Annotated in this window: 29 protein-coding genes; 9 read left to right on the top strand and 20 right to left on the bottom strand. The window is 72.1% G+C overall.

Going from position 1 to position 24,806, the window contains the following annotated elements; translation table 11 throughout:
- Positions 1–6: 6 nt before the first annotated feature.
- From ACFQQI_RS19700 to ACFQQI_RS19630, 15 genes are all read right to left on the bottom strand, one after another.
- Complete coding sequence (locus tag ACFQQI_RS19700; RefSeq protein ID WP_378567582.1) at positions 7–1,251, bottom strand: flagellar hook-length control protein FliK; 1,245 nt, start codon at positions 1,249–1,251, stop codon at positions 7–9.
- Complete coding sequence (locus ACFQQI_RS19695) at positions 1,248–2,216, bottom strand: transglycosylase SLT domain-containing protein (RefSeq protein WP_378567579.1); 969 nt, start codon at positions 2,214–2,216, stop codon at positions 1,248–1,250. Before ACFQQI_RS19695 ends, ACFQQI_RS19700 begins: the two co-directional genes overlap by 4 nt.
- A complete protein-coding gene (locus tag ACFQQI_RS19690; protein ID WP_378567576.1) occupies positions 2,213–2,671 on the bottom strand; it encodes a flagellar FliJ family protein in 459 nt (152 codons plus the stop codon). Before ACFQQI_RS19690 ends, ACFQQI_RS19695 begins: the two co-directional genes overlap by 4 nt.
- The gene (locus ACFQQI_RS19685; RefSeq protein WP_378567573.1) at positions 2,668–3,972 is read right to left on the bottom strand and encodes a FliI/YscN family ATPase; all 1,305 of its coding nucleotides are present in this window, start codon (positions 3,970–3,972) and stop codon (positions 2,668–2,670) included. Before ACFQQI_RS19685 ends, ACFQQI_RS19690 begins: the two co-directional genes overlap by 4 nt.
- Positions 3,969–4,670 carry a FliH/SctL family protein gene (locus ACFQQI_RS19680; protein ID WP_378567570.1) on the bottom strand — a complete coding sequence of 234 codons (702 nt, stop codon included), beginning with the start codon at positions 4,668–4,670 and terminating at the stop codon, positions 3,969–3,971. Before ACFQQI_RS19680 ends, ACFQQI_RS19685 begins: the two co-directional genes overlap by 4 nt.
- The gene (fliG, locus tag ACFQQI_RS19675; protein WP_378567567.1) at positions 4,663–5,673 is read right to left on the bottom strand and encodes a flagellar motor switch protein FliG; all 1,011 of its coding nucleotides are present in this window, start codon (positions 5,671–5,673) and stop codon (positions 4,663–4,665) included. Before fliG ends, ACFQQI_RS19680 begins: the two co-directional genes overlap by 8 nt.
- Positions 5,673–7,280 carry a flagellar basal-body MS-ring/collar protein FliF gene (gene fliF, locus ACFQQI_RS19670; RefSeq protein WP_378567564.1) on the bottom strand — a complete coding sequence of 536 codons (1,608 nt, stop codon included), beginning with the start codon at positions 7,278–7,280 and terminating at the stop codon, positions 5,673–5,675. Before fliF ends, fliG begins: the two co-directional genes overlap by 1 nt.
- Positions 7,277–7,600, bottom strand: coding sequence for a flagellar hook-basal body complex protein FliE (gene fliE, locus ACFQQI_RS19665; protein ID WP_378567561.1), 324 nt, complete (start codon positions 7,598–7,600; stop codon positions 7,277–7,279). Before fliE ends, fliF begins: the two co-directional genes overlap by 4 nt.
- A 1-nt stretch (position 7,601) precedes the next feature.
- On the bottom strand, positions 7,602–7,994 hold the full coding sequence (locus tag ACFQQI_RS19660; protein ID WP_378567559.1) for a flagellar basal body rod protein FlgC: 393 nt from the start codon (positions 7,992–7,994) through the stop codon (positions 7,602–7,604).
- Positions 7,994–8,350, bottom strand: a complete 357-nt coding sequence (locus ACFQQI_RS19655; RefSeq protein WP_378567556.1) for a flagellar basal body rod protein FlgB — start codon at positions 8,348–8,350, stop codon at positions 7,994–7,996. Before ACFQQI_RS19655 ends, ACFQQI_RS19660 begins: the two co-directional genes overlap by 1 nt.
- A 149-nt stretch (positions 8,351–8,499) precedes the next feature.
- Positions 8,500–8,841, bottom strand: a complete 342-nt coding sequence (locus ACFQQI_RS19650) for a hypothetical protein (RefSeq protein ID WP_378567553.1) — start codon at positions 8,839–8,841, stop codon at positions 8,500–8,502.
- A 2-nt stretch (positions 8,842–8,843) separates the two neighbouring features.
- On the bottom strand, positions 8,844–9,230 hold the full coding sequence (fliS, locus tag ACFQQI_RS19645) for a flagellar export chaperone FliS (protein WP_378567550.1): 387 nt from the start codon (positions 9,228–9,230) through the stop codon (positions 8,844–8,846).
- A 53-nt stretch (positions 9,231–9,283) separates the two neighbouring features.
- Positions 9,284–10,627: a flagellar filament capping protein FliD gene (gene fliD / locus ACFQQI_RS19640; protein WP_378567547.1), complete on the bottom strand. Its 1,344-nt coding sequence runs from the start codon at positions 10,625–10,627 to the stop codon at positions 9,284–9,286.
- Between the two features lie 126 nt (positions 10,628–10,753).
- Positions 10,754–11,539 carry a flagellin gene (locus ACFQQI_RS19635; protein ID WP_378567544.1) on the bottom strand — a complete coding sequence of 262 codons (786 nt, stop codon included), beginning with the start codon at positions 11,537–11,539 and terminating at the stop codon, positions 10,754–10,756.
- A gap of 170 nt (positions 11,540–11,709) precedes the next feature.
- The gene (locus tag ACFQQI_RS19630) at positions 11,710–12,555 is read right to left on the bottom strand and encodes a sigma-70 family RNA polymerase sigma factor (RefSeq protein WP_378567541.1); all 846 of its coding nucleotides are present in this window, start codon (positions 12,553–12,555) and stop codon (positions 11,710–11,712) included.
- A 297-nt stretch (positions 12,556–12,852) separates the two neighbouring features.
- Here ACFQQI_RS19630 and flgN point away from each other — a divergent pair, with 297 nt between their 5' ends.
- The 7 genes from flgN to ACFQQI_RS19595 all read left to right on the top strand — a co-directional run bounded on the left by flgN (position 12,853) and on the right by ACFQQI_RS19595 (position 18,686).
- Entirely contained in the window at positions 12,853–13,329 is a 477-nt protein-coding gene (gene flgN, locus ACFQQI_RS19625) for a flagellar export chaperone FlgN (protein WP_378567538.1), read from the top strand.
- A gap of 2 nt (positions 13,330–13,331) precedes the next feature.
- On the top strand, positions 13,332–14,744 hold the full coding sequence (flgK, locus tag ACFQQI_RS19620) for a flagellar hook-associated protein FlgK (protein WP_378567535.1): 1,413 nt from the start codon (positions 13,332–13,334) through the stop codon (positions 14,742–14,744).
- On the top strand, positions 14,744–15,649 hold the full coding sequence (gene flgL, locus ACFQQI_RS19615) for a flagellar hook-associated protein FlgL (protein ID WP_378567532.1): 906 nt from the start codon (positions 14,744–14,746) through the stop codon (positions 15,647–15,649). The genes flgK and flgL overlap by 1 nt, the downstream gene beginning before the upstream one ends.
- A 56-nt stretch (positions 15,650–15,705) precedes the next feature.
- Positions 15,706–16,110 carry a flagellar assembly protein FliW gene (gene fliW, locus ACFQQI_RS19610; protein WP_378567529.1) on the top strand — a complete coding sequence of 135 codons (405 nt, stop codon included), beginning with the start codon at positions 15,706–15,708 and terminating at the stop codon, positions 16,108–16,110.
- A gap of 106 nt (positions 16,111–16,216) precedes the next feature.
- The gene (csrA, locus tag ACFQQI_RS19605) at positions 16,217–16,462 is read left to right on the top strand and encodes a carbon storage regulator CsrA (RefSeq protein WP_378567526.1); all 246 of its coding nucleotides are present in this window, start codon (positions 16,217–16,219) and stop codon (positions 16,460–16,462) included.
- 140 nt (positions 16,463–16,602) lie between these two features.
- Positions 16,603–18,228, top strand: coding sequence for an MDR family MFS transporter (locus ACFQQI_RS19600; protein WP_378567523.1), 1,626 nt, complete (start codon positions 16,603–16,605; stop codon positions 18,226–18,228).
- Complete coding sequence (locus ACFQQI_RS19595; RefSeq protein ID WP_378567520.1) at positions 18,225–18,686, top strand: MarR family winged helix-turn-helix transcriptional regulator; 462 nt, start codon at positions 18,225–18,227, stop codon at positions 18,684–18,686. Before ACFQQI_RS19600 ends, ACFQQI_RS19595 begins: the two co-directional genes overlap by 4 nt.
- 1 nt (position 18,687) lies before the next feature.
- Here ACFQQI_RS19595 and ACFQQI_RS19590 read toward each other — a convergent pair whose 3' ends face one another.
- From ACFQQI_RS19590 to ACFQQI_RS19580, 3 genes are read right to left on the bottom strand one after another with little or no spacing between them, the layout of a single operon-like run.
- Positions 18,688–20,301 carry a glycoside hydrolase family 13 protein gene (locus ACFQQI_RS19590; RefSeq protein WP_378567517.1) on the bottom strand — a complete coding sequence of 538 codons (1,614 nt, stop codon included), beginning with the start codon at positions 20,299–20,301 and terminating at the stop codon, positions 18,688–18,690.
- 25 nt (positions 20,302–20,326) lie between these two features.
- A complete protein-coding gene (locus tag ACFQQI_RS19585) occupies positions 20,327–21,031 on the bottom strand; it encodes a hypothetical protein (RefSeq protein WP_378567514.1) in 705 nt (234 codons plus the stop codon).
- Between the two features lie 46 nt (positions 21,032–21,077).
- Positions 21,078–22,430 (bottom strand): cryptochrome/photolyase family protein, encoded by a 1,353-nt coding sequence (locus tag ACFQQI_RS19580; RefSeq protein ID WP_378567511.1) that lies wholly within the window; start codon positions 22,428–22,430, stop codon positions 21,078–21,080.
- A gap of 47 nt (positions 22,431–22,477) precedes the next feature.
- On the opposite strand from ACFQQI_RS19580, the gene ACFQQI_RS19575 reads away from it, so the two are divergent.
- The gene (locus ACFQQI_RS19575; RefSeq protein ID WP_378567508.1) at positions 22,478–23,164 is read left to right on the top strand and encodes a metal-dependent transcriptional regulator; all 687 of its coding nucleotides are present in this window, start codon (positions 22,478–22,480) and stop codon (positions 23,162–23,164) included.
- 196 nt (positions 23,165–23,360) lie between these two features.
- A complete protein-coding gene (locus ACFQQI_RS19570; RefSeq protein ID WP_378567505.1) occupies positions 23,361–23,684 on the top strand; it encodes a hypothetical protein in 324 nt (107 codons plus the stop codon).
- Between the two features lie 16 nt (positions 23,685–23,700).
- Here the strand turns inward: ACFQQI_RS19570 and ACFQQI_RS19565 are convergent, their stop codons facing one another.
- The gene (locus tag ACFQQI_RS19565) at positions 23,701–24,519 is read right to left on the bottom strand and encodes a Sir2 family NAD-dependent protein deacetylase (protein ID WP_378567502.1); all 819 of its coding nucleotides are present in this window, start codon (positions 24,517–24,519) and stop codon (positions 23,701–23,703) included.
- A 4-nt stretch (positions 24,520–24,523) separates the two neighbouring features.
- Complete coding sequence (locus tag ACFQQI_RS19560; protein WP_378567499.1) at positions 24,524–24,796, bottom strand: DUF2277 domain-containing protein; 273 nt, start codon at positions 24,794–24,796, stop codon at positions 24,524–24,526.
- Positions 24,797–24,806: the final 10 nt, after the last annotated feature.

The following is a 24,806-nucleotide window of genomic DNA, read 5'->3' as shown; positions in this document are numbered from 1 at the left end:
TTCCTCCTAGATGGACACGTCCAGGCCGCCGAGGCGGCCGGACGCGTCCGTCGTGGTGGAACGCGACAGGATCGTCGCGTCCGGGATGCCATCCGTGGCGTTGTTGCTTCCTGAGGTGCGGTAGCGGGTGGTCTCCCGCTCCGCTGCCGGCTCGCCGCCAGGGCGTCCGGCTCCCGACCAGGCGTCTCCGCTCAGGTCGGTCGAGACATCGGTGCGCGTCGCGGGTCCGTCCTGGACCACGGTCGGCGCGGTGGTGGGGGCACTGGGGAGGTCGCGGATCACGATCCGCGAGTCGGCGCGGCCGACGGCCTCGAGCAGGCGCCGCAGCTCGGGGGCACCCTCGGTCAGGGCCCGGCGTGCGTCCTCGCCGCCGGCGAGGCTCACCTCGAGCTCGCCGTTGCGGTGGGTGAGGATCACGCGGACCTCGCCGAGCGCCTCGGGGTTCAGCTTGACCGTCACGCGCTGGGTGCCGCCCTCGACGCCGCTGGTGGAGACGCGGACGACCTCGGGGAAGACCTGGGCGCCCACCCGGTGCACGTCGCCGGACGGCGTGTTCGGCGCGACGGCCGACGCGGGCGCGGCCGCGGCGACCGGAGCGGCGCCGTTCGGCGCGCTCGGTGCGACAGCGGACGCGGCGTCGGTGCGCGCGTGGCTCGGGGTCGGTCGGGCGACATCGCTCGGACCATCGGCCGTCGCCGCGGCAGCCTGAGGGATCTCGGCGGCAGGTGCGGAGCCGCGGTCGCCGGAGTCGGCGTTCGCACCGCTGTCCTGCTGGTTCGTGCCCGCAGCGGCGGTCGTCGGGACGTCGGTCGAGGCGACGGCGACGGTCGAGCCCTCGCCCGCTCCCTCGACCGACGCGGTCGGAGCGGTCGTCGGAGCGGTCGCCTGCGTGGTCGCCTGCGGCGTGGCCTGGGCGATCACCGGGATCACGAGTGCGGCGAGCGCGGACGCGACCGCGTCGGTCGGCTGACCGGTGTCCGTGGCCTGCTCGTCGGTCGTCGGCACGGCCGACGGGTCGGCGGACGCGACCGCGCCCGGGACGCCGGTCGGGGCCTCGTCGGTGCCGGGCGCGCCGGCCGCCGCCGGCGTCCCCGCGGCGGCGGTGCCGCCCTGCAGCAGCCCGGCCACCAGCGTGAGGAACAGGTCGCCGGTGCCGGGTGCCGTGGCGCGTCCCGTGGTGCCGGCGCCGCCGAGCGTGGGCTCGGCCGTGATCGCCGCACCGAGCCCGTTCAGCAGGGATGTGGGGTTCATGCTGCCTCCAGCATCGACATGACGGAGCTGACGTAGTTCTGGGTCTCGGCGTACGGCGGCACGCCGTTGTACTTGAGCACCGCACCCGGGCCGGCGTTGTACGCCGCGAGCGCCAGGTCCGTCTGCCCGAAGCGGTCGAGCAGGCCCTTGAGCAGGCGCGCGGCGCCGTCGACGGCCTGGGTCGGGTCGTAGGCGTTGGCGACGCCGAGGCCGTCGGCGGTGCCGGGCATCAGCTGCATCAGGCCCTGGGCGCCGGCCGGGCTGGTGGCGCGCGGGTTGTAGCCGGACTCCTGCTTGGCGACGGCCGACAGCAGGTCGGCGCTGACGCCGTACTTCGCGGCGGCGCTCTCGAAGAGGTGCGCGTACGGCGTGCCCGCGGCGATCCGGCCGGGAGCCTCGCCGATCGTGCCGAGCGTGCCGACCGAGGTGGCCGCGCCGGCGTCGGGGACCACCCGCCGGATGGCGGAGGGCTTCTCGTACACCGACGAGATCTCGACGTCCTTGCCCGGACGCGGGGCGTGGATCATCTGGTTGTCGCCGATGTAGATGCCGACGTGGTGGACCGGGGACCCGAAGGCCAGGATGTCGCCGGGCTGGGCCTGCTCGAGACTCGCCACCGGGCGACCGGCGGTGGCCTGCTGGTAGGAGACGCGTGGGAGGTCGTAGCCCATCTCGTCGTACACCTTCTGCACGAGCCCGGAGCAGTCCAGGCCGGTGGCGGGGTTGGTGCCGCCCCAGACGTAGGGGACGCCGAGGTACTTGCGCGCCCGCTCGACGACCTCGCTGCCCTCGCCGGTCGTGCCGGTGCCCGCGCCGAGCCGCGCAGTCGTGGACGTCGCCGCGGTGGCCTCGTCGAGGGCGCCGGTGAACGCGGTCGAGCTGCCGGCGGACACCGTCTGCGGGGTCAGCGTCGCCAGCTGCGACTGGATCTGGCTGATCCGGCTGGTCACCTCGGAGACGCTCATGCGGCACCTCCACCGGGGACGGTCTCGACGAGGTGGTTGCGACGCCACATCTCCTCGGCGACCTCGTCCAGGGCGATCCGCTCACGACGCTCGCGCTCGGCCCGGACGGCCGCGGCGCGGCGCTCGACGAGCGACTCCACGGCCTTGAGGCGGGTGCGGTCGGCGACCCAGCGGTCGCGTGCGGCGGTGCTGACGACGCGGGCGACCTCGAGGTCGGCACGCGCGTCCGTCAGCGCCATGCGGATCAGCTCGAGCGTCTGCTGGCGGCCCTGGAACGCCTGCAGGTCGACCGACGACGGGGTGGGCAGCGTGGCGAGCTGCTGCTCGAGGTCGGCGATCGCCGTCTCGACGTGGCGCTCCTCGGCGAGCGCCGTGGCGAGGCCGGTGCGGCTGTCGCGCTCGCGCACGGTGCGCAGGCGGACCAGGCCGCGGAGGTTGCCCTGACGGGTCTTCATGTCGTCACCAGTTCGTGGAGGGCGGCCCAGGTGTCGGCCGCGGGTGTGCTGTCATCCATGTCCTGGCGCAGGAACGCCTCGATCTGCGGCATCAGCGCGAGCGCCAGGTCCGCATCGGGGTCCGTGCCGTGGACGTACGCGCCGATCTCGACGAGCTCCTTGACGTTGCGGTACGCCGCGAGCAGGCGGCGCAGCCGCTGCGCGTCCTGCTTGCCGGTCGGCGTGAGGATCGCGGACACGCGGGAGATCGACTCGAGGACGTCGATGCTGGGGAAGTGCCCCGACGTCGCGAGCTCGCGGGTCAGGACGATGTGCCCGTCCAGGATCGATCGGGCCGAGTCGCCGATCGGGTCCTGCAGGTCGTCGCCCTCGACGAGCACGGTGTAGAGGCCGGTGATGCTGCCGTCCGGGGACGTGCCGGCGCGCTCGAGCAGCTTCGGGAGCATCGCGAACACGCTGGGCGGGAAGCCGCGGGTGGCCGGGGGCTCGCCCGCCGAGAGACCGATCTCGCGCTGGGCGAGGGCGACGCGAGTGAGGCTGTCCATCATCAGCACGACGTGGCGGCCGGCGTCGCGGAACCACTCCGCGATCCGGGTCGCCACGAACGCCGCGCGCATCCGCACGACCGGCGGCTCGTCCGAGGTCGCGACGACGACGATCGAGCGGGCCAGGCCCTCCGGACCGAGGTCGTTCTCGAGGAACTCGCGGACCTCGCGGCCGCGCTCGCCGATCAGGGCGATCACGGAGATCTCGGCCTCGGTGCCCCGGGCGACCATCGAGAGCAGGCTCGACTTGCCGACTCCGGAGCCCGCCATGATGCCGAGGCGCTGGCCGCGGCCGCAGGCGGTCAGGGCGTCCATCGCGCGAACGCCGAGGCTCAGCTGCTGGTCGATGCGGGGGCGGAGGAGGGCGTTGGGGGTCTCGTTGTCGACGACGACCTGCTGCAGGTGCGCCAGCGACGGTCCGCCGTCGATCGGGCGGCCGAGGCCGTCGAGCACGCGGCCGCGCAGCTCCTCGCCGACGGCGATCCGCAGGCCGAGGCCGCTGGCCTCGACGTGGTCGCCGACCCGCAGGCCGGTGGTGTCCGCGAGGGGCAGGCAGGTCAGCTGGCCGTGCTCGCTCGCGACGACCTCGACCGGGACCGGGCCCGCGGCGCCGCGGACCTCGAGGAGGTCGCCCATCGCCGCCGGCACGCCGGCGACGGTGACCCGCAGGCCGAGCAGACCGACGACCCGGCCCAGGTGGGCGGGCGCGACGGCGGCGCGGGCTGCGCCGACTCGCTCGGGGCTCAGGGTGGTCATGCGAGGGCTCCTCGGACGCGGGCCATGGCCTCGGAGAGGCGCAGGTCCACGGCGGTGGTGTCGGTCTCGACGATCGCGTCGTGCAGGTCGAGGGTCGGGTCCGCGACGACCTCGGCGCCGAGCTCTCCGAGCTCGGCCGCGGCCATCGAGCGGGCGTTGCGCGGGTGCAGACGCACGGTGGCGACCGCGTTCGTGGGCAGCACGGCGATCGCCCGCGCGACCGCCCCGGGACCGGGGTCGGTCGTCAGGGACAGCTCGTGGCCGAGCAGCGTCTCGGTCAGCTCGAAGGCGAGGTCGGTCGCCTGCTCGCCGATGCGCGCGACGACCTGGGCCGCGGCCTCGTTGAGGGCGGCCGCAGCGGCCCGCAGGCCGGCCACCGCCTCGGCGTGCTCGTGGGCGCGCATCGCCTCGAGCCGCTCGGCCGTGGCGGCTGCGACCGCCGCGTCCTCGGCCTGGCGCCGGAGCGCGGCCTGCTGGCCTGCGGACCAGCCGACGGCGTACCCCTGCGCCTGGGCGGCGCTCCGGGCGCGCTCGGCCAGCCGGCCGAGCACCGACTCCGTGGCGTCGTCGCCGAGGACCCGCTCGTCGCCGAGCCTCGTCCACACACCCTGCCGGAGGTCGGGGACCTCGGCGCTGCGCCACGGGGCGTCGCGCAGGGCGGCGGTGGCGAGGTCGTCGTGCGTGAGTGCCTCAGACAACGAGCTCCTCCTCGCTTCCGCTGCGGTGCACCATGATCTGGCCCTGCTCCTCGAGCTGGCGGATCTTGCGGATGACGCCCTGCTGGGCCTCCTCGACCTGCGTCAGGCGCACGGCGCCGAGCAGCTCGACCTCCTCGATGAGGGTCTCCGCGGCACGGGAGGACAGGTTCGAGGTGATCTTGTCGCGCACCGACTCGCTGACGCCCTTGAGCGCCAGGGCGAGCTCGGCCTCGTTGACCTGGCGCAGCACGAGCTGCACGGAGCGGTCCTCGAGGTGGACGATGTCCTCGAACATGAACATCCGGCTGCGGACCTCGTCGGCCAGCTCGGCGTCGAGCGCCTCGAGGCCCTCGACGATCTGACGCTCCGTGACGCGGTCGGACCGGTTGATGATGTTGACCAGCGGGTCGACGCCGCCCACGCGGGACAGCTCCGAGGGCTGAAGCACCGAGGACAGCTTGCGCTCGAGGTTGGCCTCGACCGCGCGGACGATCTCGGGCGAGGTCCGGTCCATCACCGCGATGCGGTGCGCGATCTCCGCCTGGAGGTGCGCGGGGAGGCCGGCCATCACGATCGACGCCTTGTCGGCGGTCATGTGCGCGAGCACGAGCGCGATCACCTGCGGGTGCTCGTCGGCGATGAACGTGCGCAGCTGGCTCGGGTCGGCGCGGTGGAGGAACTGGAACGGCATCTTGACCGCAGCGGCCTGGAGCCGCTCCATGATCTCCTTCGCGCGCTCCTCGCCGAGCGATTGCTCGAGCATGGTGCGGGCGAACGCGAGTCCACCGTGGGAGATGTGGCCCTGGGCCGTCGCCATCTCGCCGAACTCCTGGATCACCGCCGTGCTCTCGGCGGCGGAGACGACGTCGAGCGACGCGATCTCGGCGGAGATCGCCTCGACCTCGGCCTCGCCCAGGTGGCTGAGGACGTCGGCCGCCTTCTCGCGGCCGAGCTGGATGAGGATGATGGCGGCCTTGCGGACGCCCATCGCGGCGATGTTCATCAGGGCCGCTCCACGATCCAGCCGCGCAGCAGCGTGGCGATCTCGTCGGGCTGGCGCTCGGCGAGCGCGGCGATCTCACGCTTGAGCTCGTCGTCGGCCTGCTGCTCGGCAGCGTCCAGCGCGGCGACGGCCGGAGCCGGCTCGATGGCGGTCGTGGCTGCGGCGCGCTCGTTCGCGTCGTTGCGCAGCTGCTCGACGAGGTACGCCGTACGCTCCTCGCGCTGCTTCCTGCCGCGACGGGCGCGCAGCCAGGCGAGCAGGATCATCGCGAGCACCGCGACGCCGATGCCGCCGTTGCGGATCATCGCCCAGCGCTCGGCGTCGGCCTTGGCCTTGTTGGCCGCGGCGATCTCGGCCGCTGCGGCCTCGTCGACGCTGCGGTCGAAGGCCATGCTCGACACCTCGACGGTGTCGCCCCGGTCGGGGTCGATGCCGACGGTCGCGGCGATCAGGTCCTCCACGTCGGCCGGGTCGATGCCGGTGGCGGTGGCGGAGTCGAGGACGACGCCCACGTGCAGCGTCCGGACGGCGCCCGGCGCGGTCTCGCGGTGCTCCTTGACGGTCTCGACGGCGTTGTCGCGGGTCACCGACTCCTTCGAGTAGGTGCCGTTGGTGCCGGTGGTCCCGGTGGCGCCTGCGCCGGCCGGATCCATCTGGCCGTCCGGGCCGACGACACCCGTGCTGCCGCCCGCGGCACCGACGCCGTTGTACGCCTCCTTGCTCGACGACTCGGAGAGCGCCGGGGCGTCCTTGCGGGTGTTGTAGGTGACGGACTCCTGGACGGTCTTGTCGAAGTCGAGGTCGGCAGAGACCTGCACCGTGGAGTTGCCGGGGCCCAGGACGCGGTCGAGCATCGTCTGGATCTGCTGCGTCTTGCGGGTCTGGAAGTCGGAGACCGCCTGCGACTGCGTGCCGGCTCCGGCGCCGCCGGCGCCGTTCTCGGTCGAGAGCACCTTGCCGGTGGAGTCCGCGACGGTGACGTTCGCAGGGTCGAGCCCGTCGATGCTGGAGGCGACCAGGTTCACGATCGCCTGGACCTTGCCGGCGTCGATGGTGTTGCCGGCGGAGGTGTCGACGAGCACCGACGCTGTGGTCGGGTCCTGCTCGTCGGAGAAGACCTTCTTCTCGGGCATCGCCAGGTGGACCACGGCGGTGTTCACGCCGTCGATCGCCTCGATGGTCTTGGTGAGCTCACCCTCCATCGCGCGCTTGAAGTCGGTCTGCTCCTGGAAGTCCGACGTGGTCATGTCCTGGGTGTCGAGGATCGAGTAGCCGCCCTCGGAGCTGTTGGCCGGGAGGCCCTGGCCGGACAGGTCGATGCGGGTCGAGTACACCTGGTCACGGGGGACCATGACGGTGTTGCCGCCGTCGGCCAGCTGGTAGGGGACCCCGGTCGCCTCGAGCTCGTCGATGACCGCCGAGGCGTCCTCCGACGCGAGGTTGCTGAAGAGGGGTGCGTAGTTGGGCGTGGAGACCCAACGGAACACCATGAAGGCCGCGAGCAGCAGCGCTCCGGTGCCGACCACGGCGACGAGCCGCTGGCCGAGCGTGAGCGTGAGGAAGGTGGTCCGCAGGCGCGTGAGCGAGCGGGTGACGTTCTGCTTCATCCGATGGGCATCCGCATGATCTCGTTGAACGCCTCGAGCGCGCGGTTGCGCACGGCGACGGTCAGCTGGGCGGTCACCGACGCCTCGGTGGCGGCGATGGTGTAGTCGTGGATGTCGTCGAGGTCACCGGTGGCGGCCTGGACGGCGAGCTTGTCGGACTTGTCCTGGACGGCCTCGAGCCGGTCCAGGCCGTCGACGAGCATGTCTCCGAACGCGGCGCCGACGCCGGACGTCTTCGACGTGTTGGTCGCGGCGGACGCGGGCAGCGTCGGTGCGACGTACGGCTGGAAGCCGATGGCCTCGATCCCGGGGACGCTCATGTCAGCCCCGTCCGATCTCGAGGGCGCTGCGGTAGGTGTCCTGGGCGTCCTTGGTGACCTGGACGGATGCCTGGAAGCCGCGCTGGGCCATCACGAGCTGGGTCATCTGCGTGGCCATGTCGTTCTCGGGCGCGCGGACGTTGCCGTCGGCGTCGGCCAGGGGGCTGTTCGGGTCGGAGACCACGCGGCCCTCGGCGTCGCTGAGCGCGAAGCCCGCGACCTCGACGCCGCCGCCCTCGACGGAGCGCACGATCGGCATCTGGGCCTGGAAGGCGTCCTCGCTGGTCCGCTTGACGGTGTTGACGTTCGCGATGTTGTTGGCGAGCGCGTCGAGCCAGGTCTGGTGCGCACCGAGAGACGAGCCGGCGATGCGCAGCGTGTCGAAGGCGCCCATCAGGAGGCCACCACGGTCTTGAGGATGTTGTGGCGGTCGGTCGTGGCCCGCGTCATCAGCTGGTACTGGAACTGCGTCTGGACCGCGGCCATCGTCTCCTTGCGGAGGTCGACGTTGTTGCCGTTGGCGCCCACGGGGGTGTCGGTGGCGGTCACGGTCGGGGCGAGCTCGTCGCCGCCGGTGATCTCGCCGGCGCCGATCGCGGAGCGCAGGCTGGACTCGAAGTCGACGCTGCTCGCGCGGTAGTGCGGAGTGTCGACGTTGGCGATGTTGTCAGCGATCACGCGCTGGCGCATGGAGATCCCGTCGAGGGCGGATCCGAGGATCGCGCCGACGGGATCGGACAGGAACGACACGCCTGGCCTCCGGGCTGGACGAGGGGGTGATGCCGTTCCTTCGGCGAGGGTTTGAGCGATCCTTGCTCGGAAGAGGTGATCGGCGGTGCGCCGCCGGGCTTGAGGAAATCTGGAGCGAAAACGTCCGGAGTTTCCCAGCAGGGCCAGGCTCAGGCGGTGACGTCGAGGTACACGGCCGGGCCCGCCTGGCGGGTGGCCCGGTCCACGCGGTTCGCGAACTCGTGCTGGCGGCCGATCGCCCCGAGCTGGGTCGTGATGGCGGCCTGGACGGCGCGCTGGCGCTCACGGAGCGCGACGGCCCGCTCGACGAGGTCGGCGGGGATCGGTCCGCTGAGCTGCGGCTCGTCCCACGGCTCGGGGCCGGGCCGCGTCGGGTCCTGGAGCATCCGCTCGGCCCGCATGACGTCGAGCTCGAGACGGTCGAGGGCGGTCGCCCAGAGAAGGTGGTGCCGGTCGACGTCCGCGACGACGGGGGCGCGCCCGGGGCTCACGGTCAGGCCGTCTCGGCGAGGACGGCGCCGGCCGCCTCGCGCCAGGTGTCGCGGAGCACGGTGACCGTGTGCAGGCAGAACTCGGTGATCTTGAGGTCCTTGCCCATGTTCGCCTTCACCAGCTCGTGGTGGAGGTAGTCGTAGAGGGACGCCAGGCCCTTCGCGCCCTCCCAGGCCTTGACGTCGAGGCTGGCGTTGAGCTCCAGGACGATCTCCTGTGCGTGCAGCAGCGGGGTGTGGGCCTGGCTCGGCTCACCGGAGCGCAGCGCGTCGGCGGCCCGCGAGACGTCCATGACCAGGCGCTCGTAGAGCATCACGAGCAGCTGCGCGGGGGAGGCCGTCGAGACGGATGCAGCGAGGTAGGTCTCGCGCGGGTTGCGGATCGTCATCGATCGTCCTTCCGGGGTCCGGTCAGCGTCAGGGTCAGGTGGAGTGGTGCGGGTCAGGAGTACGTCGGGAGGCTGGAGATCTGGCCGGCCAGCCAGGTGCCCTGGCTCTGCAGGTTCGACAGGGCGGTCTCGAGGGCGGTGTAGGTGCGCTGCAGGCTGGTGCGGCGCACCTCCAGGCGGTCGTCCCACTCCTCGATGCTCTTCGTGAGCCGGTCGACGGTCTGCGTGTGGCTCGTGATCGCGTTGGCGATCGTGCCGGTCGTGGAGGTGCTGGCCGTCTTGGCGACGGCGGCCACGCGCGCGGCCCACCCGTTCTCGGCGGTGGTCGCGCCCGTCGTGAAGTGGGCGGCGACGGCGGCCGGGTCGGCGGCGTACGCCTTGTCGAAGACCTCGCTCTTGAAGACGAGCTTGCCGTAGCGGTCGGTCTCGATGCCGGCGGTCGCCATCGTCTGGGTGGGGTCGCTCCCGAACACGGCGCCGAGCAGGGCGTTGCGCAGGTCTCGCGCGGTGCTGTCCCCGGAGAGGACGCCGGCGACGGTGGTAGAGCTCTTCCGGGCCGTCTGGGTGTCGAGGCTGGTGAGCAGGCTGTTGACCTGGTCGACGAGGTCCTTCACCGCGGTCTTGACGGTGGAGGGGTCCTGGGCGACAGCGACGGTCGCCGTCGAGCCGACGGTGGCGGCGCCGCCGAGGGTCACGGAGACGCCCGGCACGATCTCGGCGAACGTGTTGGTGGCCGACGTGGCCGTGACGCCGAGCCCGAGGCTGATCTGGGCGTCCGCGCCGGCCCGGGTCGCGGACCCGCCCAGGAGGGCGGTCCCGTCGCCGTCGGTCAGGGTGAAGGACGAGGCCGCGCCGGTCGCGGTCGACTCGACCATCAGCCGGTAGCTGTTGTCGGCGGTCTTGACCGCGGTCGCGCGGACCCCGGTGGTGGCCGTCGCGCCGTTGATCGCCGCCACCACCTCGGTGAGCGTGCCGCCCCCGGTGGAGAGCGAGTGCGCGGTGCCGTCCTGCTTGGTGAGCGTGACGGTCGAGCCGGCGACGACATCGGTGAGCGCTGCCGCGTCGGTGAAGGCGACCTGGTGGGTGGTGGCCAGCTTGTCGACGGTGAAGGAGAAGCTGGACGCCGAGGCCGTGCTGCCCACCGTCGCGGTCACGCCGGTGCCGGTGATGGTGGGGACGAGGGTCTGCCAGGTCGCCGGCTTGGCGAGCGCTGCCGCCTTGTCGGCCAGGCCGGACACGGCGGTGTTGAGCGACCGGAGGGCGGTGAGCACCGACTTCTCGGCGGTCTGCTCGTTCTTCATCCGGGTCTGCGGGACCGCCTCCAGCTGCATGAGCTGGTCGATGATCGTCGCGGTGTCGAGACCGCTGACAAGACCGCTGACGCTACTGGTGGCCACGAGATTCCTCCTGGACGGACAAGGGAACGGGCGCGAACGCCCGGTTGTCCCCGGGAGAGCGGGTCACGCTCTCCTGGGGACCGGGTCTCCACGGTGGGTCAGTCGCCGACCGATCCACCGGCGAGCTCAGCGCAGCAGCGAGAGAACGCCCTGCGGGGCCTGGTTGGCCTGGGCGAGCATCGCGGTGCCGGCCTGCGACAGGATCTGCGAGCGGGTGAAGGACACCATCTCGGCAGCCATGTCGGTGTCGCGGATCCGGCTCTCCGAGGCGGAGAGGTTCTCGATCGCCACGTTCACGGAGTTGATCGTGTGCTCGAACCGGTTCTGCACCGCACCGAGCTCGGCGCGCTGGGTCGAGATCGTGGTGATCGCGGCCTGGACGGTGTCGCTGTCGCTGATGACGGCGGCAGAGACGTCGATCGCGGCCAGGGCGGTGGCGGACACGGCGATGGTGTCGTCGTTCGCGTAGCCGACCTGGAAGGTCTGCGCAGCACCGCTGAAGAGCGCGTTGCCGTTGAACTTCGTGTTGGCCTCGATCCGCTCGATCTCGGAGTGCAGCTCGGTGAACTCCGCCGACAGGGCAGCCTTCGACTCGGTGTTCTGGGTGCCGTTGTTGTACTGCACCGAGAGGTCGTTCATGCGCTGGAGCATGGAGTGGACCTCGGTGAGCGCACCTTCAGCGGTCTGCGCGACCGAGACGCCGTCCTGGGCGTTGCGGACGGCGACCTTGAGGCCACCGACCTGCGAGCGCAGGCCCTCGGAGATCGCCAGGCCCGCGGCGTCGTCGCCGGCCCGGTTGATCCGGAAGCCGCTCGACAGCTTCTCGAGCGACTTGGACATCTGGCCCTGGGTGACCGACAGGTTGCGGTAGGAGTTGAGGGCGTCGATGTTCTGGTTGATGCGGAGACTCATGATGGTTCCTTCCTGGATGTGAGTCGGACTGGAGCCCGTCCGTGGGCTCCGACACCGGAACATTCGGCCGACGTAGGGAACGCCTGAGGGGATCGGCGCAGAAATCTCGGAATTCTTTCTGCGGCGATCCCCTCGGGGCGTTCGTCGTATGGAGTTGTGGGTCGAGCGGGTCAGCTCGCGTTGACCGCGCCCGGGCTGGCGGCGTACCCGTGCAGCCCGCGGGCGTGCCGCGCGGCGACCGCCGCGAAGTACGCCTCCCGTCGCCGCGCCGCGGCGCCACCCGGACGGGCCGAGTCGGGGACCAGGTCCGGCTCGAGCTCGTGGTTGAGCGCGTCGCGCAGCAGCACGAGGGCCTCGGCCCGCAGCTGCGAGATGCGCGACTCGGTCACGCCGAGCGTGGCGGCGATCTCGGACATCGGTCGCTCCGCGAGGAAGTACTGCTCCACGACGTGGCGCAGCCGCTCGGGAAGCTCCGCGATGGCCTCGGTCAGGTAGGTCAGGCGCTCCCGGTGCTCGAACAGCGCCTCGGGGGTGGGGCTGTTCGAGACCAGGCTGTTCCCGATGGCGTCGTCCTCGGACGCGTGCAGGGAGAGGACCTGGGCGCGGGCGACGTCGTCGTCGTTCGCCTGGACCTCGTCGGAGCTCAGGCCGGAGGCCTGGGCGACCTCGGTGGTCGTCGCCGGCCGGCCGAGGGCGGTCGCCAGCTGCGAGCGCGTGGCGTCGAGCTCGCGGGCCCGGCGCCGGACCGAGCGGGATGCCCAGTCGATGCTCCGCAGCTCGTCGAGGATCGCGCCGCGGATGCGGGTCGTGGCGTACCGATTGAACGGAACGCCTCGGTCAGGGTCGTAGGAATGGGCTGCCTGCACGAGTGCGGCGAGTCCGGCCGACGTGAGGTCATCTCGATCGACGTGTGACGGGACCCTGGCCATCGTCTCGCGAACGATGTGGCCGACCAGGGGCACGTGTACCGCGATCAACGCCTCGGAGCCCGACGGGACGTCGTTGTAATGGGTCACGGACGTAATTAAGCATTTCAAGGAGTGCCGTGTCCGGTTTTCTTTAGGAATCCTTGAACTCTTTACGGGTGTGGTCTGGTCGTCCCCACCGGATGGACTACGCGGCCATCACCCACTCGGAATCCGGGCCCCACCCGGGCGGGCGGCGGCCCTCACCCCGACGGGTGAGACGCAGACCACGAATCGGCCGGAATTTCGCTGGATTCCCTCAAGCAGGGCGGTCGGGCAGCCGATCAGCACCTCGACGCCAGAACAGGCTCCCCCTGGTCTGGACCATCGATACCACCTGGGAGTGACGTGGAGAAGCTGACTTGGGTCCTGTGGCAGGAGCGCGAGCTCCTCGAGACCCTGCTCTACCGACTCGAGCTCGAGGAGCTGGTGATGTCCACCGGGCGCACCCGGTGGCTGGCCAACGTGGCCCGCGACGTCGACGAGGCCGCTGCGGCGCTTCGTGAGTTCGAGGTGCTGCGTGCCGTCGCCGCCAGCGCGGCCGCCGAGGGCGCCGGGCTCGAGCCCAACGCCGGCCTCGGCGAGCTGATCGCGGTCGCGCCCGAGCCGTGGCGCGGCATCCTCACCGAGCATCGCGACAGCTTCCTGTCGCTCACCGACGAGATCGCCCGGGTCGCCCAGACGAACCGCGCGCTGATCGTCTCCGGCCTCCGCGCCACCCAGGACACCCTGCTCGGCCTCGATCGCGGCACGCCGACGTACACGGCCGCCGGTGCGGTCGACCGCGGGGAGACGCGCAGCGCCGTGCTCGATCGGAGCCTGTGACCATGTCCAGCCCCTTCGCCTCCCTCAACACCGCGCTGTCGGCCCTGCGCTACCAGCAGGCCTCTCTCGACATCGCGAGCACCAACATCGCGAACGCCTCCACCGAGGGCTACGTACGCCGCCGCATCGTCGGCGAGACGGTCGGCGCGGCGGCGGCCCCGGCGGTGTGGTCGCGGTCCAACGAGATCGGCAGCGGTGTCGCGTCGTCCGGCGTCCAGCGTCTCGTCGACCCGCTCCTGGACACCCGCGTCCGGCGCGAGCACGCGGGCCAGAGCTACCTCGAGCTCAAGGCGGCCGCGCTCGCCCGGGTCGAGAGCGGCATCGCCGAGCCGAGCGAGAACGGCGTCGCGGCCGCGATCGACACCTTCCACAACAGCCTCGACGACGTGAACAACGCGCCGAACACCGACGCGGCCCGCATGCAGATCCTCGAGAACGGGCGGCTCGTCGCCGACGCCTTCAAGATCCAGTCGGGCAACCTGCAGGAAGAGATCGGCGACCAGCGCGCCCGCGTGCTCGCGTCGGTCCAGGAGGTCAACGACCTCGCCCAGCAGCTCGCGGCCACCAACCACACGATCTCGACGTCGAGCGGCGGCGGCGACACCGCGACGCTGATGGACGCCCGGGACCACCTCGCCCTGCGACTGTCCGAGCTGACCGGCGGGACCGCGACCGTCCGTCCCGACGGCGGGATGGACGTCACGGTGGGCGGCCAGCCCCTGGTCACCGGCCGCCAGGCCTCCACGCTCCAGGTCGCGAGCGGCATCAACCCCGACGGCTCCGGTGCCGGGTCCGCGATCACGTTCCAGATCCAGCCGCCCACCGGCCCGGCCGTCGGCGTCGTCGTCCCCGGCGGCGAGATCGCCGCCAGCGTCGAGCTGATCGACGTGACCCTTCCGGGGTACGCGGCCGGCCTGAACGCGCTCGTGTCGGCATTCGCCGACGCCTTCAACGCCGCCCACGCCGGCGGCTACGACCTCGACGGCGACGCGGGCGGCCAGTTCTTCGACTACGACCCGGCGGACCCCGCGCGCTCCCTCTCCGTCGTGGTGACGTCGGCGAAGGACATCGCGATGTCGTCCGTGCCGACGGTCCCGCCGGCGACCGGCGGCAACACCGACACCGGGAACGCCGTCGCGCTCGCCGACTCGATCACGATCCAGGACGGCTACCAGCGGCTGGTCAACGGCTTCGGCAGCTCCGTCGCCTCGGTGCGGCGGCTCGCCGACAACCAGAGTGCGATGACGTCACAGGTCGACGCGGCGCGCGAGCAGCTCACCGGCGTGAGCATCGACGAGGAGACGGTGAACATGGTGATGGCCCAACGTTCCTACGAGGCGGCGGCGCGGGTCATGACGACCGTCGACCAGATCCTCGACACCCTGATCAACCGCACCGGACTGGTGGGCCGCTGATGACGCTCGTCCGGATCACCCAGAACATGCTGAGCCACCAGTCGTTCAACGGCATGCAGTCGGCGATGAACCGGGTCGCGAAGGCCCAGGAGCAGCTGACGACCGGCCGGCTGATCAACCGGCCGTCCGACGACCCTACAGGCGCGTCCAGTGCGATGCGCATCCGGTCGTCGCTCTCCCACGAGGCGCAGTACGTCCGCAACGCCGACGACGCGATCGGCTGGCTCGACCAGACCGACGGCGCCCTGTCCACGATGAACGGCCAGATCACCCGGGCCCGCGACCTCGCGCTCCAGGGTGCGAACTCGGGCGCCATGAACCCCGAGGCCCTGCGGGCGCTCGCCACCGAGGTCGACCAGATCCGCGCCGGACTGATCAGCTCCAGCAACGCGCAGTACCTGGACCGGCCGATCTTCGGCGGCATCACCGGCGGGACGAAGGCCTACACCGACGCCGGCGTGCTGGCCGACCCCGCGGCCATCGGCGCGGGCGCCGGCGTCGTACGCACGATCGCCGACGGCACCCGCGTGCGGATCGACATCGAGGGCCCGGAGGTCTTCGGCCCCGACGGCGACTCCGTCTTCGACCACCTGGCCGCCCTCTCGACCGCCCTCAAGACGGGCGACGCGGCCACGATCTCGGCGTCGATCGACACGCTCAAGGCCGACAGCGACCGGGTCGTCAACGCCCGCACGGACATCGGCGCCCGGACCGTGCGTGTCGAGAACGCCAGGAGCGTCGCCACCGACGCGAGCCTGACCCTCAAGAACGCCCTCTCGGAGATCGAGAACACCGATCTCGCAAAGGCAACCGTGGACCTCGGCCTCCAGGAGGTCGCCTACCAGGCGGCCCTGGGCGCCACGGCCCGCGTCCTGCAACCGAGCCTCCTGGAGTTCCTGCGATGACCGCGACGACGGCAGTTGACATGATGGCTGGACCCGAGCGAACCGACGGAGGTGTCGTGGCCCAGACCCACGCGATCGAGATCCCCGTGATCGACATGGTGCTCCCGATGCCGGGCTTCCCGGACCACCGGCGCTGGGCCCTCGTGCAGCTCGACGGTGCAAGCGACCTGTGCAGCCTCGGCTCGCTCGACGAGCCCGGTCTGCGCTTCCTGGTCGTGCCGCCGACGCCGTTCTTCCCCGACTACGCCCCCGAGGTGGGTGACGACGTCGTCGCCGCGCTCGGGATCGAGTCGGCCGCCGACGTCCTCGTCCTGGTCATCCTGAACGCCGGCCAGGGGCTCCACGACACGACCGCCAACCTCGCTGCGCCGCTGCTGGTGAACCCGTCGGTACGCCGCGCCGGCCAGGTCGTGCTGGACGAGGCCGGGCTGCCGGTCGCAGCGCCGCTGCTCAGCGCCTGACGCAGCGCCTGACGCAGCGCCTGACCCACCCGCGATCGGGCGCCCGATCCCGTCCGAACGGACGGTCGGGCGCCCCGCGTCGCCATCGGCGGGCTACGGTGGTCACATGCTGGTTCTGAGTCGCCGGGCGGGGGAGAGCGTCGTCCTGGGCGAGGACATCACCGTCACGATCCTCGAGGTCCGTGGCGACGTCGTCCGGGTCGGCATCGACGCCCCCCGCTCGCTGAAGGTCCACCGGGCCGAGCTGCTCGCCCAGCTGGAGGAGAGCAACCGCCAGTCGGCGTCCCCCAGCGACGACCTCGTCGCCCAGCTCTCGCAGGCCCTCGGCGAGAAGGACCGCGACTCGGAGTAGCGCCACGTCGGGGTGGTCCCTGACGAAGTGGTCCTGTCCCTCGGTGTGCGCCGGCACACCCGAGGTTTGGTTGTCCAGGGCAACGATTCGGGAATATAGTTGCCGTCGGCAACCGTTTATCCCTCATGAATCGAGCTCCCTTGACCGACGCGTCCGACCGCCCCTCCGCACCACCGGTCTCCGCCGAGGAGTCGGGGGAGATGACCCACCGGCAGATCCTGGAGGCCCTCAGCGGCCTGCTGCTGGCGATGTTCGTGGCGATGCTGTCCAGCACCGTCGTCTCCAACGCCCTGCCGCGGATCGTCGCCGACCTCGAGGGCAGCCAGACCGGCTACACCTGGGTCGTGGTCGCCACGATGCTGGCGATGACGGCGAGCACCCCGATCTGGGGCAAGCTGTCCGACCTCTTCAGCAAGAAGCTGCTCGTGCAGCTCGCGCTCGTGATCTACGCGGTCGGGTCCCTGGTGGCGGCGTTCGCGCCGAGCATGGAGGTGCTGATCGGCTCCCGCGTCGTGCAGGGCCTCGGCGTCGGCGGCCTGACCGCGCTGGTGCAGGTCGTCATCGCGACGATGGTCTCGCCGCGCGAGCGCGGCCGCTACTCCGGGTACGTCGGCGCGACGTTCGCCCTCGCGACCGTGGGCGGCCCGCTGATCGGCGGTGTCGTCGTCGACTCCGCGCTCGGCTGGCGCGGCTGCTTCTTCATCGGCCTGCCGTTCGCCGTGATCGCCTTCTTCCTGCTGCAGAAGACGCTGCACCTGCCCGTGGTGAAGCGGCCGGTCAACATCGACTACCTCGGCGCCACGCTGATCGTCGCCGGCATCTCGACCCTGCTCGTGTGGGTGTCCCTGGCCGGCAACCAGTTCGCCTGGGGCTCGACCACCACCGCCCTCCTCGTCACCGTGGGTGCGCTCCTGCTGGTCGGCGCGGTGTACGTCGAGGCCAAGGTCGCGGTCGAGCCGATCATCCCGATGCGCCTGTTCAAGGACCGCACGATCTCCCTCGCGACCTTCGCGTCGGTGATGATCGGCGTCTCGATGTTCGGGTCGACGGTCTACCTGAGCCAGTACTTCCAGGTCGCGCGCGGCATGACCCCGACCGAGGCCGGGCTGATGTCGATCGCCATGGTCGGCGGCCTCTTCATCTCGAGCGTGGTCACCGGCCGCATCATCAGCGACACCGGCCGGTGGAAGCGCTACCTGGTCGGCGGCATGGTCTTCGTCGTCATCGGGCTCGCGCTGCTCAGCACCATCGACGACACGACCAGCCTGGTCGCGATCGGGTTCTTCATGGCGATCCTCGGTCTCGGCCTGGGCGCGACCATGCAGAACCTCGTGCTCGCCGTCCAGAACAACGTCTCGATGGCCGACATGGGCTCGGCGAGCTCCGTGGTCGCGTTCTTCCGCTCGATGGGCGGCTCGGTCGGCATCTCGGCGCTCGGCGCGCTCCTGAGCTGGTCGGTGGCCGAGAAGGTCACCGCCGGCCTGGCCGACCTCGGCATCCCCACCGACGGGCACCAGAGCCACGCCGTGCCCGACATGAGCACGCTGCCTGAGCCGGTGCGCGCCGTCTTCGAGCACGCCTTCGGCGTGGCGTTCGGCGAGCTCTTCCTGGTCGCCGTGCCGTTCGCGGTCGTCGCTCTCGTCTGCGTGCTCTTCATCAAGGAGGTCCCGCTGCGGACCTCCAACCTCACGGCCAGCCCGGAGACGTCGCCGGAGGTCGCGGCCGAGCTCCGGCACGCGATCGTCGAGCAGGGGGGTCGGCGATGACCGCCGCCATCGGGGAGTCGATCGAGCGCGTCGAGCTGCTGGGGGAGCTCGAGCGCGAGGTCGGCGTGATGGTCCGACGGATCCGTCGGGTGCTGGCCGAGCGCGCCCGGTCGGTGCACCCCGAGCTGCAGTCCTCGACGTACCTGATCCTGACGTGGCTCGAGATGCGAGGCCCGACCCGGGCGTCGGGCATCTCCGAGCACTTCGGCATCGACAAGGGCGCGATCAGCCGCCAGGTGCAGCACCTCCTGGAGCTCGGCATGGTCGCCCGGACACCGGACCCGGACGACGGCCGCGCCACGCTGCTCTCCGTCAGCGAGTCGGCCCGGGTGCGGCTGGCCGACGTCAAGGAGTCCAGCCGGCTCTGGCTCGACCAGAAGCTCGGCGACCTCCCCGACGACGACCTCGCGCAGTTCGTGGGCCTGCTCGGCCGCTACAACGCGGCCCTCGAGTCCTGAGTCACCCCAGCCAGACGGCCGTGTCGGCCGGCAGCGTGTCGCCGACCGGGCCGCTCGCCAGGAGCACCTGGCCGGCGGGCAGCGCCACCGGCTCGGTGCCGCAGTTGAGCACCGCCGTCACCGGGCCGCGCCGGAACGCGACGACGTCGGCGCCCAGGTCGAGGATCTCGACGTCCTCGCCCGCGCTGGTGGCGAACGTACGCCGCGCGGCGAGCGCCGCCCGGTAGAACTCGAGCGTCGAGCCGTCGTCGCCGGTCTCGGCGTCGACGGTCACGCCGGCCCAGTCGTCGGGCTGCGGGATCCACGGCTGGCCGGCGCCCGGGCCGAAGCCGTACGGCGCGGCGGTGCCGCTCCACGGGATCGGCACCCGGCAGCCGTCGCGACCGCCCTCGCCGGTGCGGATGAAGAACGGGTCCTGACGGTCCTCCGGGGCGACCTCGACCTCGGGCAGGCCGAGCTCCTCGCCCTGGTAGAGGTACGCCGAGCCCGGCAGCGCGAGCATCGTCATCGTGGCGGCCTTCGCCCGGGCCAGGCCGAGCTCGCCGCCGCCGTACCGCGTCATGTGCCGGACGACGTCGTGGTTGCTCAGCACCCAGGTGGGGGAGCCGCCGACGAGGCCGACGGCCTCCATCGTGCCGCGGACGACCTCGGTGAACTCCGACGCCGACCACGACGCGAGCAGCCACGCGAAGTTGAACGCCTGGCTGAACTCGTCGGGGCGGATGTAGCGGGCCATCGACTCGGGCGTCTGGGTCCAGGCCTCGGCGACGAACATCCGGTCGCCGTCGTACTTCGCGAGCACCTCGTGCCAGCGGCGGTAGACGTCGTGCACCTCGGGCTGGTCCCACATCGGCTCGTCGCGCATCGTGCGCTCGACCATCGGGACGTCGGCCGCGTCGCGGGCGTCGCTGCTCGCGGTCTTGCCGGCCTCGACGACCTGGTCGCGCAGGTCCTCCTCCTTGAAGAGGCCGTGCGCGACGTCGACCCGGAAGCCGTCGACCCCGCGGTCGAGCCAGAAGCGCAGCACCTCGACGAACATGTCGCCGATCTCCGGGTTGCGCCAGTTGAGGTCGGGCTGGCTCGAGTCGAAGAGGTGCAGGTAGTACTGCGCGTCCTCGCCGCGGCCGTCCTCGACCCGGGTCCAGGCGGGGCCGCCGAAGACCGACATCCAGTTGTTGGGCAGGGACCCGTCGGGCTGGGCGTCGCGGAAGACGTAGCGGTCGCGCTCCGGGCTGCCCGGGCCGGCCTCGATCGCGGCCTGGAACCACTCGTGCTCGTCCGACGTGTGGTTGGGCACCAGGTCGACGATCACCTTGAGCCCGAGCTCGTGCGCGCGCTCGATCATCTCGTCGGCGTCGGCGAGCGTGCCGAACAGCGGGTCGATGTCGCGGTAGTCGGAGACGTCGTACCCGTGGTCGCGCTGCGGGGAGCGGTAGAAGGGCGAGATCCAGATCGCGTCGACGCCGAGGTCGCGCAGGTACGGAAGGCGCGAGGTGATGCCGGGGACGTCACCGATGCCGTCGCCGTTCCCGTCCGCGAAGCTGCGGGGGTAGATCTGGTAGGTGACCGCGTGCCGCCACCACTCCTGACGCCGCGTTTGATCGTTCAAACCCATGCTCTCCATCCTAGGGGTGGGGTGCTCACGCGAAGGCGGCCGGGTCGACCGCGACCCAGAGGTGCTCCGCGCTGCCGATCAGCTCGCCGTCGGCGTCGTAGAGCGCCGACGCGGTGAACGTCTTGCGGCCCTCGGTACGCCGGCCGAGCCCGACCACCACGTGCTCGGCGCCGACCTCGGGCAGCCGGTCGATCCGCGCCGTCATCCGGGCGAGCACCATCAGCCGCTCCTGGAGGTCGCCGGCCCAGCCGCCGACGCAGTCCAGGGCCGCCCAGGTCGTGGCGTGCAGGTCGTCGGCGACGGACGGGTCCGGGGTCCAGGTGGCCGCCACCCGCGGACGCGCCTCCTGGTCGGCGACCCGGCCGGGGAAGATCCGGAGCCCGTCGTCGCGTCCGGTGCCGCAGGAGAAGCACGTGGGGAACGGGTGCGACGCGAGCCCGGCGTACGACGCCTCCGCGGCGCGCGCGTCCGCGGGCGGTACCCAGGCGACCACCTTCAGGTCGCCGGGCGCCGGCTCGGCCCGCATCACGGGCGCGCCGTCGAGGCTCGCGATCGTGGTGCCGTCGACGACCTCGACCGGCATGGGCGTGTCCAGCGGCGGCGGCGCGAGCAGCGACACCGATACCGCCGGGGCGTCGACGTGCGCGGCGAGGGCGCCGGCGGACCAGCCGCCGTTGCCGGAGGACGGGGGTCCGCAGAAGCGGCGGGGGACGGTCACCTGGTCGGGCACGGACCAGACGGTCGCACGCGCGCCCGACCCAGGTCCACCCGGCGCGTCAGCGGATCTCCTCCCACCGGTCGAGGGCCTCGCGCCGCTCGACGGCGTGGTCGACGACCGGATCCGGGTAGCCGGCGGTCTCCCGATCCGCGGGGCTCGGGTCGTGCGGGTCGGCGACCTCGGCCAGCTCAGGCACCCAGCGGCGCACGTAGCGACCGTCGGGGTCGAACTTCCGCCCCTGCGTCGTCGGGTTGAACACCCGGAAGTACGGCGCGGCGTCGACGCCACTGCCGGCCGCCCACTGCCAGTTCTGCTGGTTGGAGGCCAGGTCGCCGTCGACCAGCCACCGCATGAAGTGCCGCGCGCCGTGCTGCCACTCGACGTGCAGGTCCTTGACGAGGAAGCTCGCGACGACCATCCGCACCCGGTTGTGCATCCAGCCGGTCGCCCGCAGCTGCCGCATGCCCGCGTCGACCACGGGGAAGCCGGTGCGGCCGTCGCGCCAGGCGTCGAACAGCCCGTCCGGCTCGTCGTACCGCATCGCCGCGTAGGCGGGCCGCAGGTACTCCCGCGCCGTCTCGGGCCGGGCCGCCAGCACGTCGGCGAAGAACTCCCGCCAGGCCAGCTCCGTGCGGTACGTCGCCGCGCCCGCGCTCCGCAGCCGGGAGAGGTCGGCGAGCATCGTTCGGGGGTGGATCTCGCCCCAGCGCAGGTGTGCCGACATCCGCGAGGTCGTGTCGAGGTCCGGGCGGTCCCGCTCGTCGTCGTACGCCGCCACGTCGTCGAGGAACTGCCGCCAGCGGCGGACGGCGGCCGCCTCCCCGGCCTCGGGCAGCTCGAGGCCGGCGGGGAGCGCCGGGTCGGGGATCTCGGTCGTGTCGTCGTCGAGCCCGAGCCAGCTCCCGCCACTCGGGGCCTCGACCGGGCCCCGCCACCCGTGGTCGGCCCACGCGCGGGAGAACGGCGTGAAGACCTGGTACGGGCTGCCGCTGCCGCTGGTCACCCGCCCCGGCGCCACGGCGTACGGCGAGCCGGTGCGCACCAGCTCGACGTCCTGCTCTGCGAGGGCGGCCTCGACCGCCTCGTCGCGCCGGGACCCGTAGGGGCCGAAGTCGGCGGCGACGTGCACCCGCCGGGCGCCGACCGCCCGCGCGGCCAGTGCCACCCGGCGCACGGGGTCCCCCCGCACCACCGACAGCCCGCTGCCGCGCCCGCGCAGCGTGGCGTCCAGACTGCGCAGCGATGCCGCGAGGTAGGCCTGCCGGCTCGGGCCAGCGGGGCCCCAGAGGGCGGGGTCGAGCACGAACAGCGGGAGGACCGGGCCGTCGGCGACCGCCTCGAGGAGCGCGGGGTTGTCCGCGAGCCGCAGGTCGCGCCGGAACCACATCACCGCCGGTGTCGTGTCGCCCATCGTCGCCAGCCTGCCAGCCGGTTGGTGGATGAGACAGAATGTCCGGCGTGAGCGACCTGATCGACACCACCGAGATGTACCTCCGCACGATCTACGAGCTGGTCGAGGAGGGGATCGTCCCGCTGCGTGCCCGGATCGCCGAGCGCCTCCACCAGAGCGGCCCGACGGTCTCGCAGACCGTCGCCCGGATGGAGCGCGACGGGCTGCTGACGGTGGAGGGCGACCGGCACCTGGAGCTGACCGACGAGGGGATGCGGCTGGCGACCCGGGTGATGCGCAAGCACCGGCTGGCGGAGCGGCTGCTCACCGACGTGATCGGGCTCGAGTGGGAGCTCGTCCACGAGGAGGCCTGCCGCTGGGAGCACGTCATGTCCGAGACCGTCGAGCGCCGGCTGCTCAAGCTGCTCGACCACCCGACGGAGTCTCCGTACGGAAACCCGATCCCGGGGCTCGACGAGCTGGGCGAGACCGACCCGGCCGAGGGCTTCATGGAGGGCGTCGAGCCGCTCTCGACGGCCGCGGGGTCGGACGAGGGGCGGGTGCTGGTCCGCCGGATCTCGGAGGAGATGCAGAAGGACGAGCTCCTCATGAGCGCGATGCGCCGGGTGGGGGCGCTCCCGGACAAGACCGTGACGGTCGTGGCCACCGAGGCGGGGGTCCTCGTGGGCAGCGGCGGCGAGACCGCGGAGATCGTCCCGGAGGCGGCGGAGCACATCTTCGTGCGAAAGTTGTGACGTTCCGTAGATTTTCGCCGGGGGCGGTGAATTTTCTCGGACAGCGAGGCAGCGACGGTCGTTCTGCACGATCCTTGCTCTTCGCATCGTGATGTCTTGAGCTCTCGTTGAGAACTCGGGAGTAAGTTGGGGGTCGGCGCGGCGCGAACGCGACGGTCAGGGGGCTGCCATTCCGTGGCAGTGGGGAAGGTCGTTGATGGAGATCATCGAGCTCGATGGAGCAGTGGATGTGCGCGGCGAGCGCGCTTTGGTCGTCGGTCATTCGCTGACCGGGCTGACCCGGGGCCTCGAGCCGCGCGAGTCGGTCGTGCTGCTGACGCACGACGGTGACTACTACGCGGCCCAGCTGCGCGGCATCGAGTTCGAGCTCGACGACACGATCTACACGTTCGCCGTCGGCGCCCGGCTCCCCGAGAACCTCGCGCTCGAGCGCGTCCAGGGCCTCGACCCCACCAAGCACGACCTGTCGCTCCACGAACTCGTCGACCTGCTCGGCGAGCTGCGCGCGCGCCCGGTCTGAGCCTGTGTGAGCTGAGTCAGCCCGCGAGCTCCGTCAGGAACTCGCTGCACCCGGCGTCCAGCCGGTACGTCGCGAGCTCGTCGCCCCTGGTCGCACCCCGGTTGACGATCACGACGGGCGTGCCGGCCCGCGCCGCGCGGCGGACGAACCGGAGCCCGGACATCACCGTCAGGCTCGAGCCCGCCACCAGCAGCACGCCCTCGCCGTCGACGAGGGCGTCGACAGCGTCGTAGCAACGGCCCACCCGGGCGGGTGGCACGTTCTCGCCGAAGAACACCACGTCGGGCTTGAGCAGCCCGCCGCACGGGCAGTCGGGCACCACGAAGCCGCTCGTCTCCTCCAGGTCGACGTCGCCGTCCGGCCGGGTCGTCACGTGGGCGTGCCGGTCCGCGAAGTCCGGGTTGAGCTCCGCGAGCCGCTCCTGGAGCGCCGCTCGTGACGACGTCTTCCGGCAGCCGAGGCACACGACCTCGGCGATCCGCCCGTGCAGGGCGACCAGGCGCGGGGTGCCGGCCCGCTCGTGGAGGCCGTCGACGTTCTGCGTGATCAGCAGGTCGGGGGCGATCCGGGCCAGCGCGAGGTGGCCGGCGTTCGGCTCCGCCCCGCCCATCCGGCCCCAGCCGAGGTGGCTGCGCGCCCAGTAGCGCTGGCGGGCGGCCGGGCCGGACACGAACTCCTGGTAGGTCATCGGCATCCGCGACGGCGCCCCCGGCCCGCGGTAGTCGGGGATGCCGGAGTCCGTCGACAGGCCGGCGCCGGTGAGCACGACGAGCGGCCGGCCGCGGAGCAGCGCCAGGGCCTCGGCGTACGCCGTCGGCGGAGCGGTGAGCGACACCGGATCAGGTGCGGGCGTAGCGCGCCTCGGCGCGGGCCCGCGCCTTGGCCGCCTCGACCTCGCGGTCCTTCGGCGGGGCGGTGGTGACCAGGTCGTCGAGCAGGTGCTGGGTGACGTGCGCGATCTCGGCGACGGCGCGGTCGAAGGCGGCCTGGTTGGCCTGCGACGGCTTCGTCGCGCCGCTGACCTTGCGGACGTACTGCAGCGCAGCAGCGCTCACCTCGTCGGTGGTGGCGGGCGGCTCGAAGTTGTGGAGCGGGCGGATGTTGCGGCACATGTCCACGAGA

The sequence above is a fragment of the Nocardioides sp. GCM10030259 genome, assembly GCF_042666375.1.
Taxonomy (GTDB): domain Bacteria; phylum Actinomycetota; class Actinomycetes; order Propionibacteriales; family Nocardioidaceae; genus Nocardioides.
This window is presented reverse-complemented; position numbering and strand designations above follow the sequence as displayed.

Coding starts and splice junctions, on each gene's coding strand:
- ACFQQI_RS19700 (WP_378567582.1), bottom strand. CDS start 1,251: ATGAACCCCACATCCCTGCTGAACGGGCTCGGTGCGGCGATCACGGCC.
- ACFQQI_RS19695 (WP_378567579.1), bottom strand. CDS start 2,216: ATGAGCGTCTCCGAGGTGACCAGCCGGATCAGCCAGATCCAGTCGCAG.
- ACFQQI_RS19690 (WP_378567576.1), bottom strand. CDS start 2,671: ATGAAGACCCGTCAGGGCAACCTCCGCGGCCTGGTCCGCCTGCGCACC.
- ACFQQI_RS19685 (WP_378567573.1), bottom strand. CDS start 3,972: ATGACCACCCTGAGCCCCGAGCGAGTCGGCGCAGCCCGCGCCGCCGTC.
- fliG (WP_378567567.1), bottom strand. CDS start 5,673: ATGAACATCGCCGCGATGGGCGTCCGCAAGGCCGCCATCATCCTCATC.
- fliF (WP_378567564.1), bottom strand. CDS start 7,280: ATGAAGCAGAACGTCACCCGCTCGCTCACGCGCCTGCGGACCACCTTC.
- fliE (WP_378567561.1), bottom strand. CDS start 7,600: ATGAGCGTCCCCGGGATCGAGGCCATCGGCTTCCAGCCGTACGTCGCA.
- ACFQQI_RS19660 (WP_378567559.1), bottom strand. CDS start 7,994: ATGGGCGCCTTCGACACGCTGCGCATCGCCGGCTCGTCTCTCGGTGCG.
- fliS (WP_378567550.1), bottom strand. CDS start 9,230: ATGACGATCCGCAACCCGCGCGAGACCTACCTCGCTGCATCCGTCTCG.
- ACFQQI_RS19635 (WP_378567544.1), bottom strand. CDS start 11,539: ATGAGTCTCCGCATCAACCAGAACATCGACGCCCTCAACTCCTACCGC.
- flgK (WP_378567535.1), top strand. CDS start 13,332: ATGTCCAGCCCCTTCGCCTCCCTCAACACCGCGCTGTCGGCCCTGCGC.
- flgL (WP_378567532.1), top strand. CDS start 14,744: ATGACGCTCGTCCGGATCACCCAGAACATGCTGAGCCACCAGTCGTTC.
- csrA (WP_378567526.1), top strand. CDS start 16,217: ATGCTGGTTCTGAGTCGCCGGGCGGGGGAGAGCGTCGTCCTGGGCGAG.
- ACFQQI_RS19595 (WP_378567520.1), top strand. CDS start 18,225: ATGACCGCCGCCATCGGGGAGTCGATCGAGCGCGTCGAGCTGCTGGGG.
- ACFQQI_RS19590 (WP_378567517.1), bottom strand. CDS start 20,301: ATGGGTTTGAACGATCAAACGCGGCGTCAGGAGTGGTGGCGGCACGCG.
- ACFQQI_RS19580 (WP_378567511.1), bottom strand. CDS start 22,430: ATGGGCGACACGACACCGGCGGTGATGTGGTTCCGGCGCGACCTGCGG.
- ACFQQI_RS19570 (WP_378567505.1), top strand. CDS start 23,361: ATGGAGATCATCGAGCTCGATGGAGCAGTGGATGTGCGCGGCGAGCGC.
- ACFQQI_RS19560 (WP_378567499.1), bottom strand. CDS start 24,796: ATGTGCCGCAACATCCGCCCGCTCCACAACTTCGAGCCGCCCGCCACC.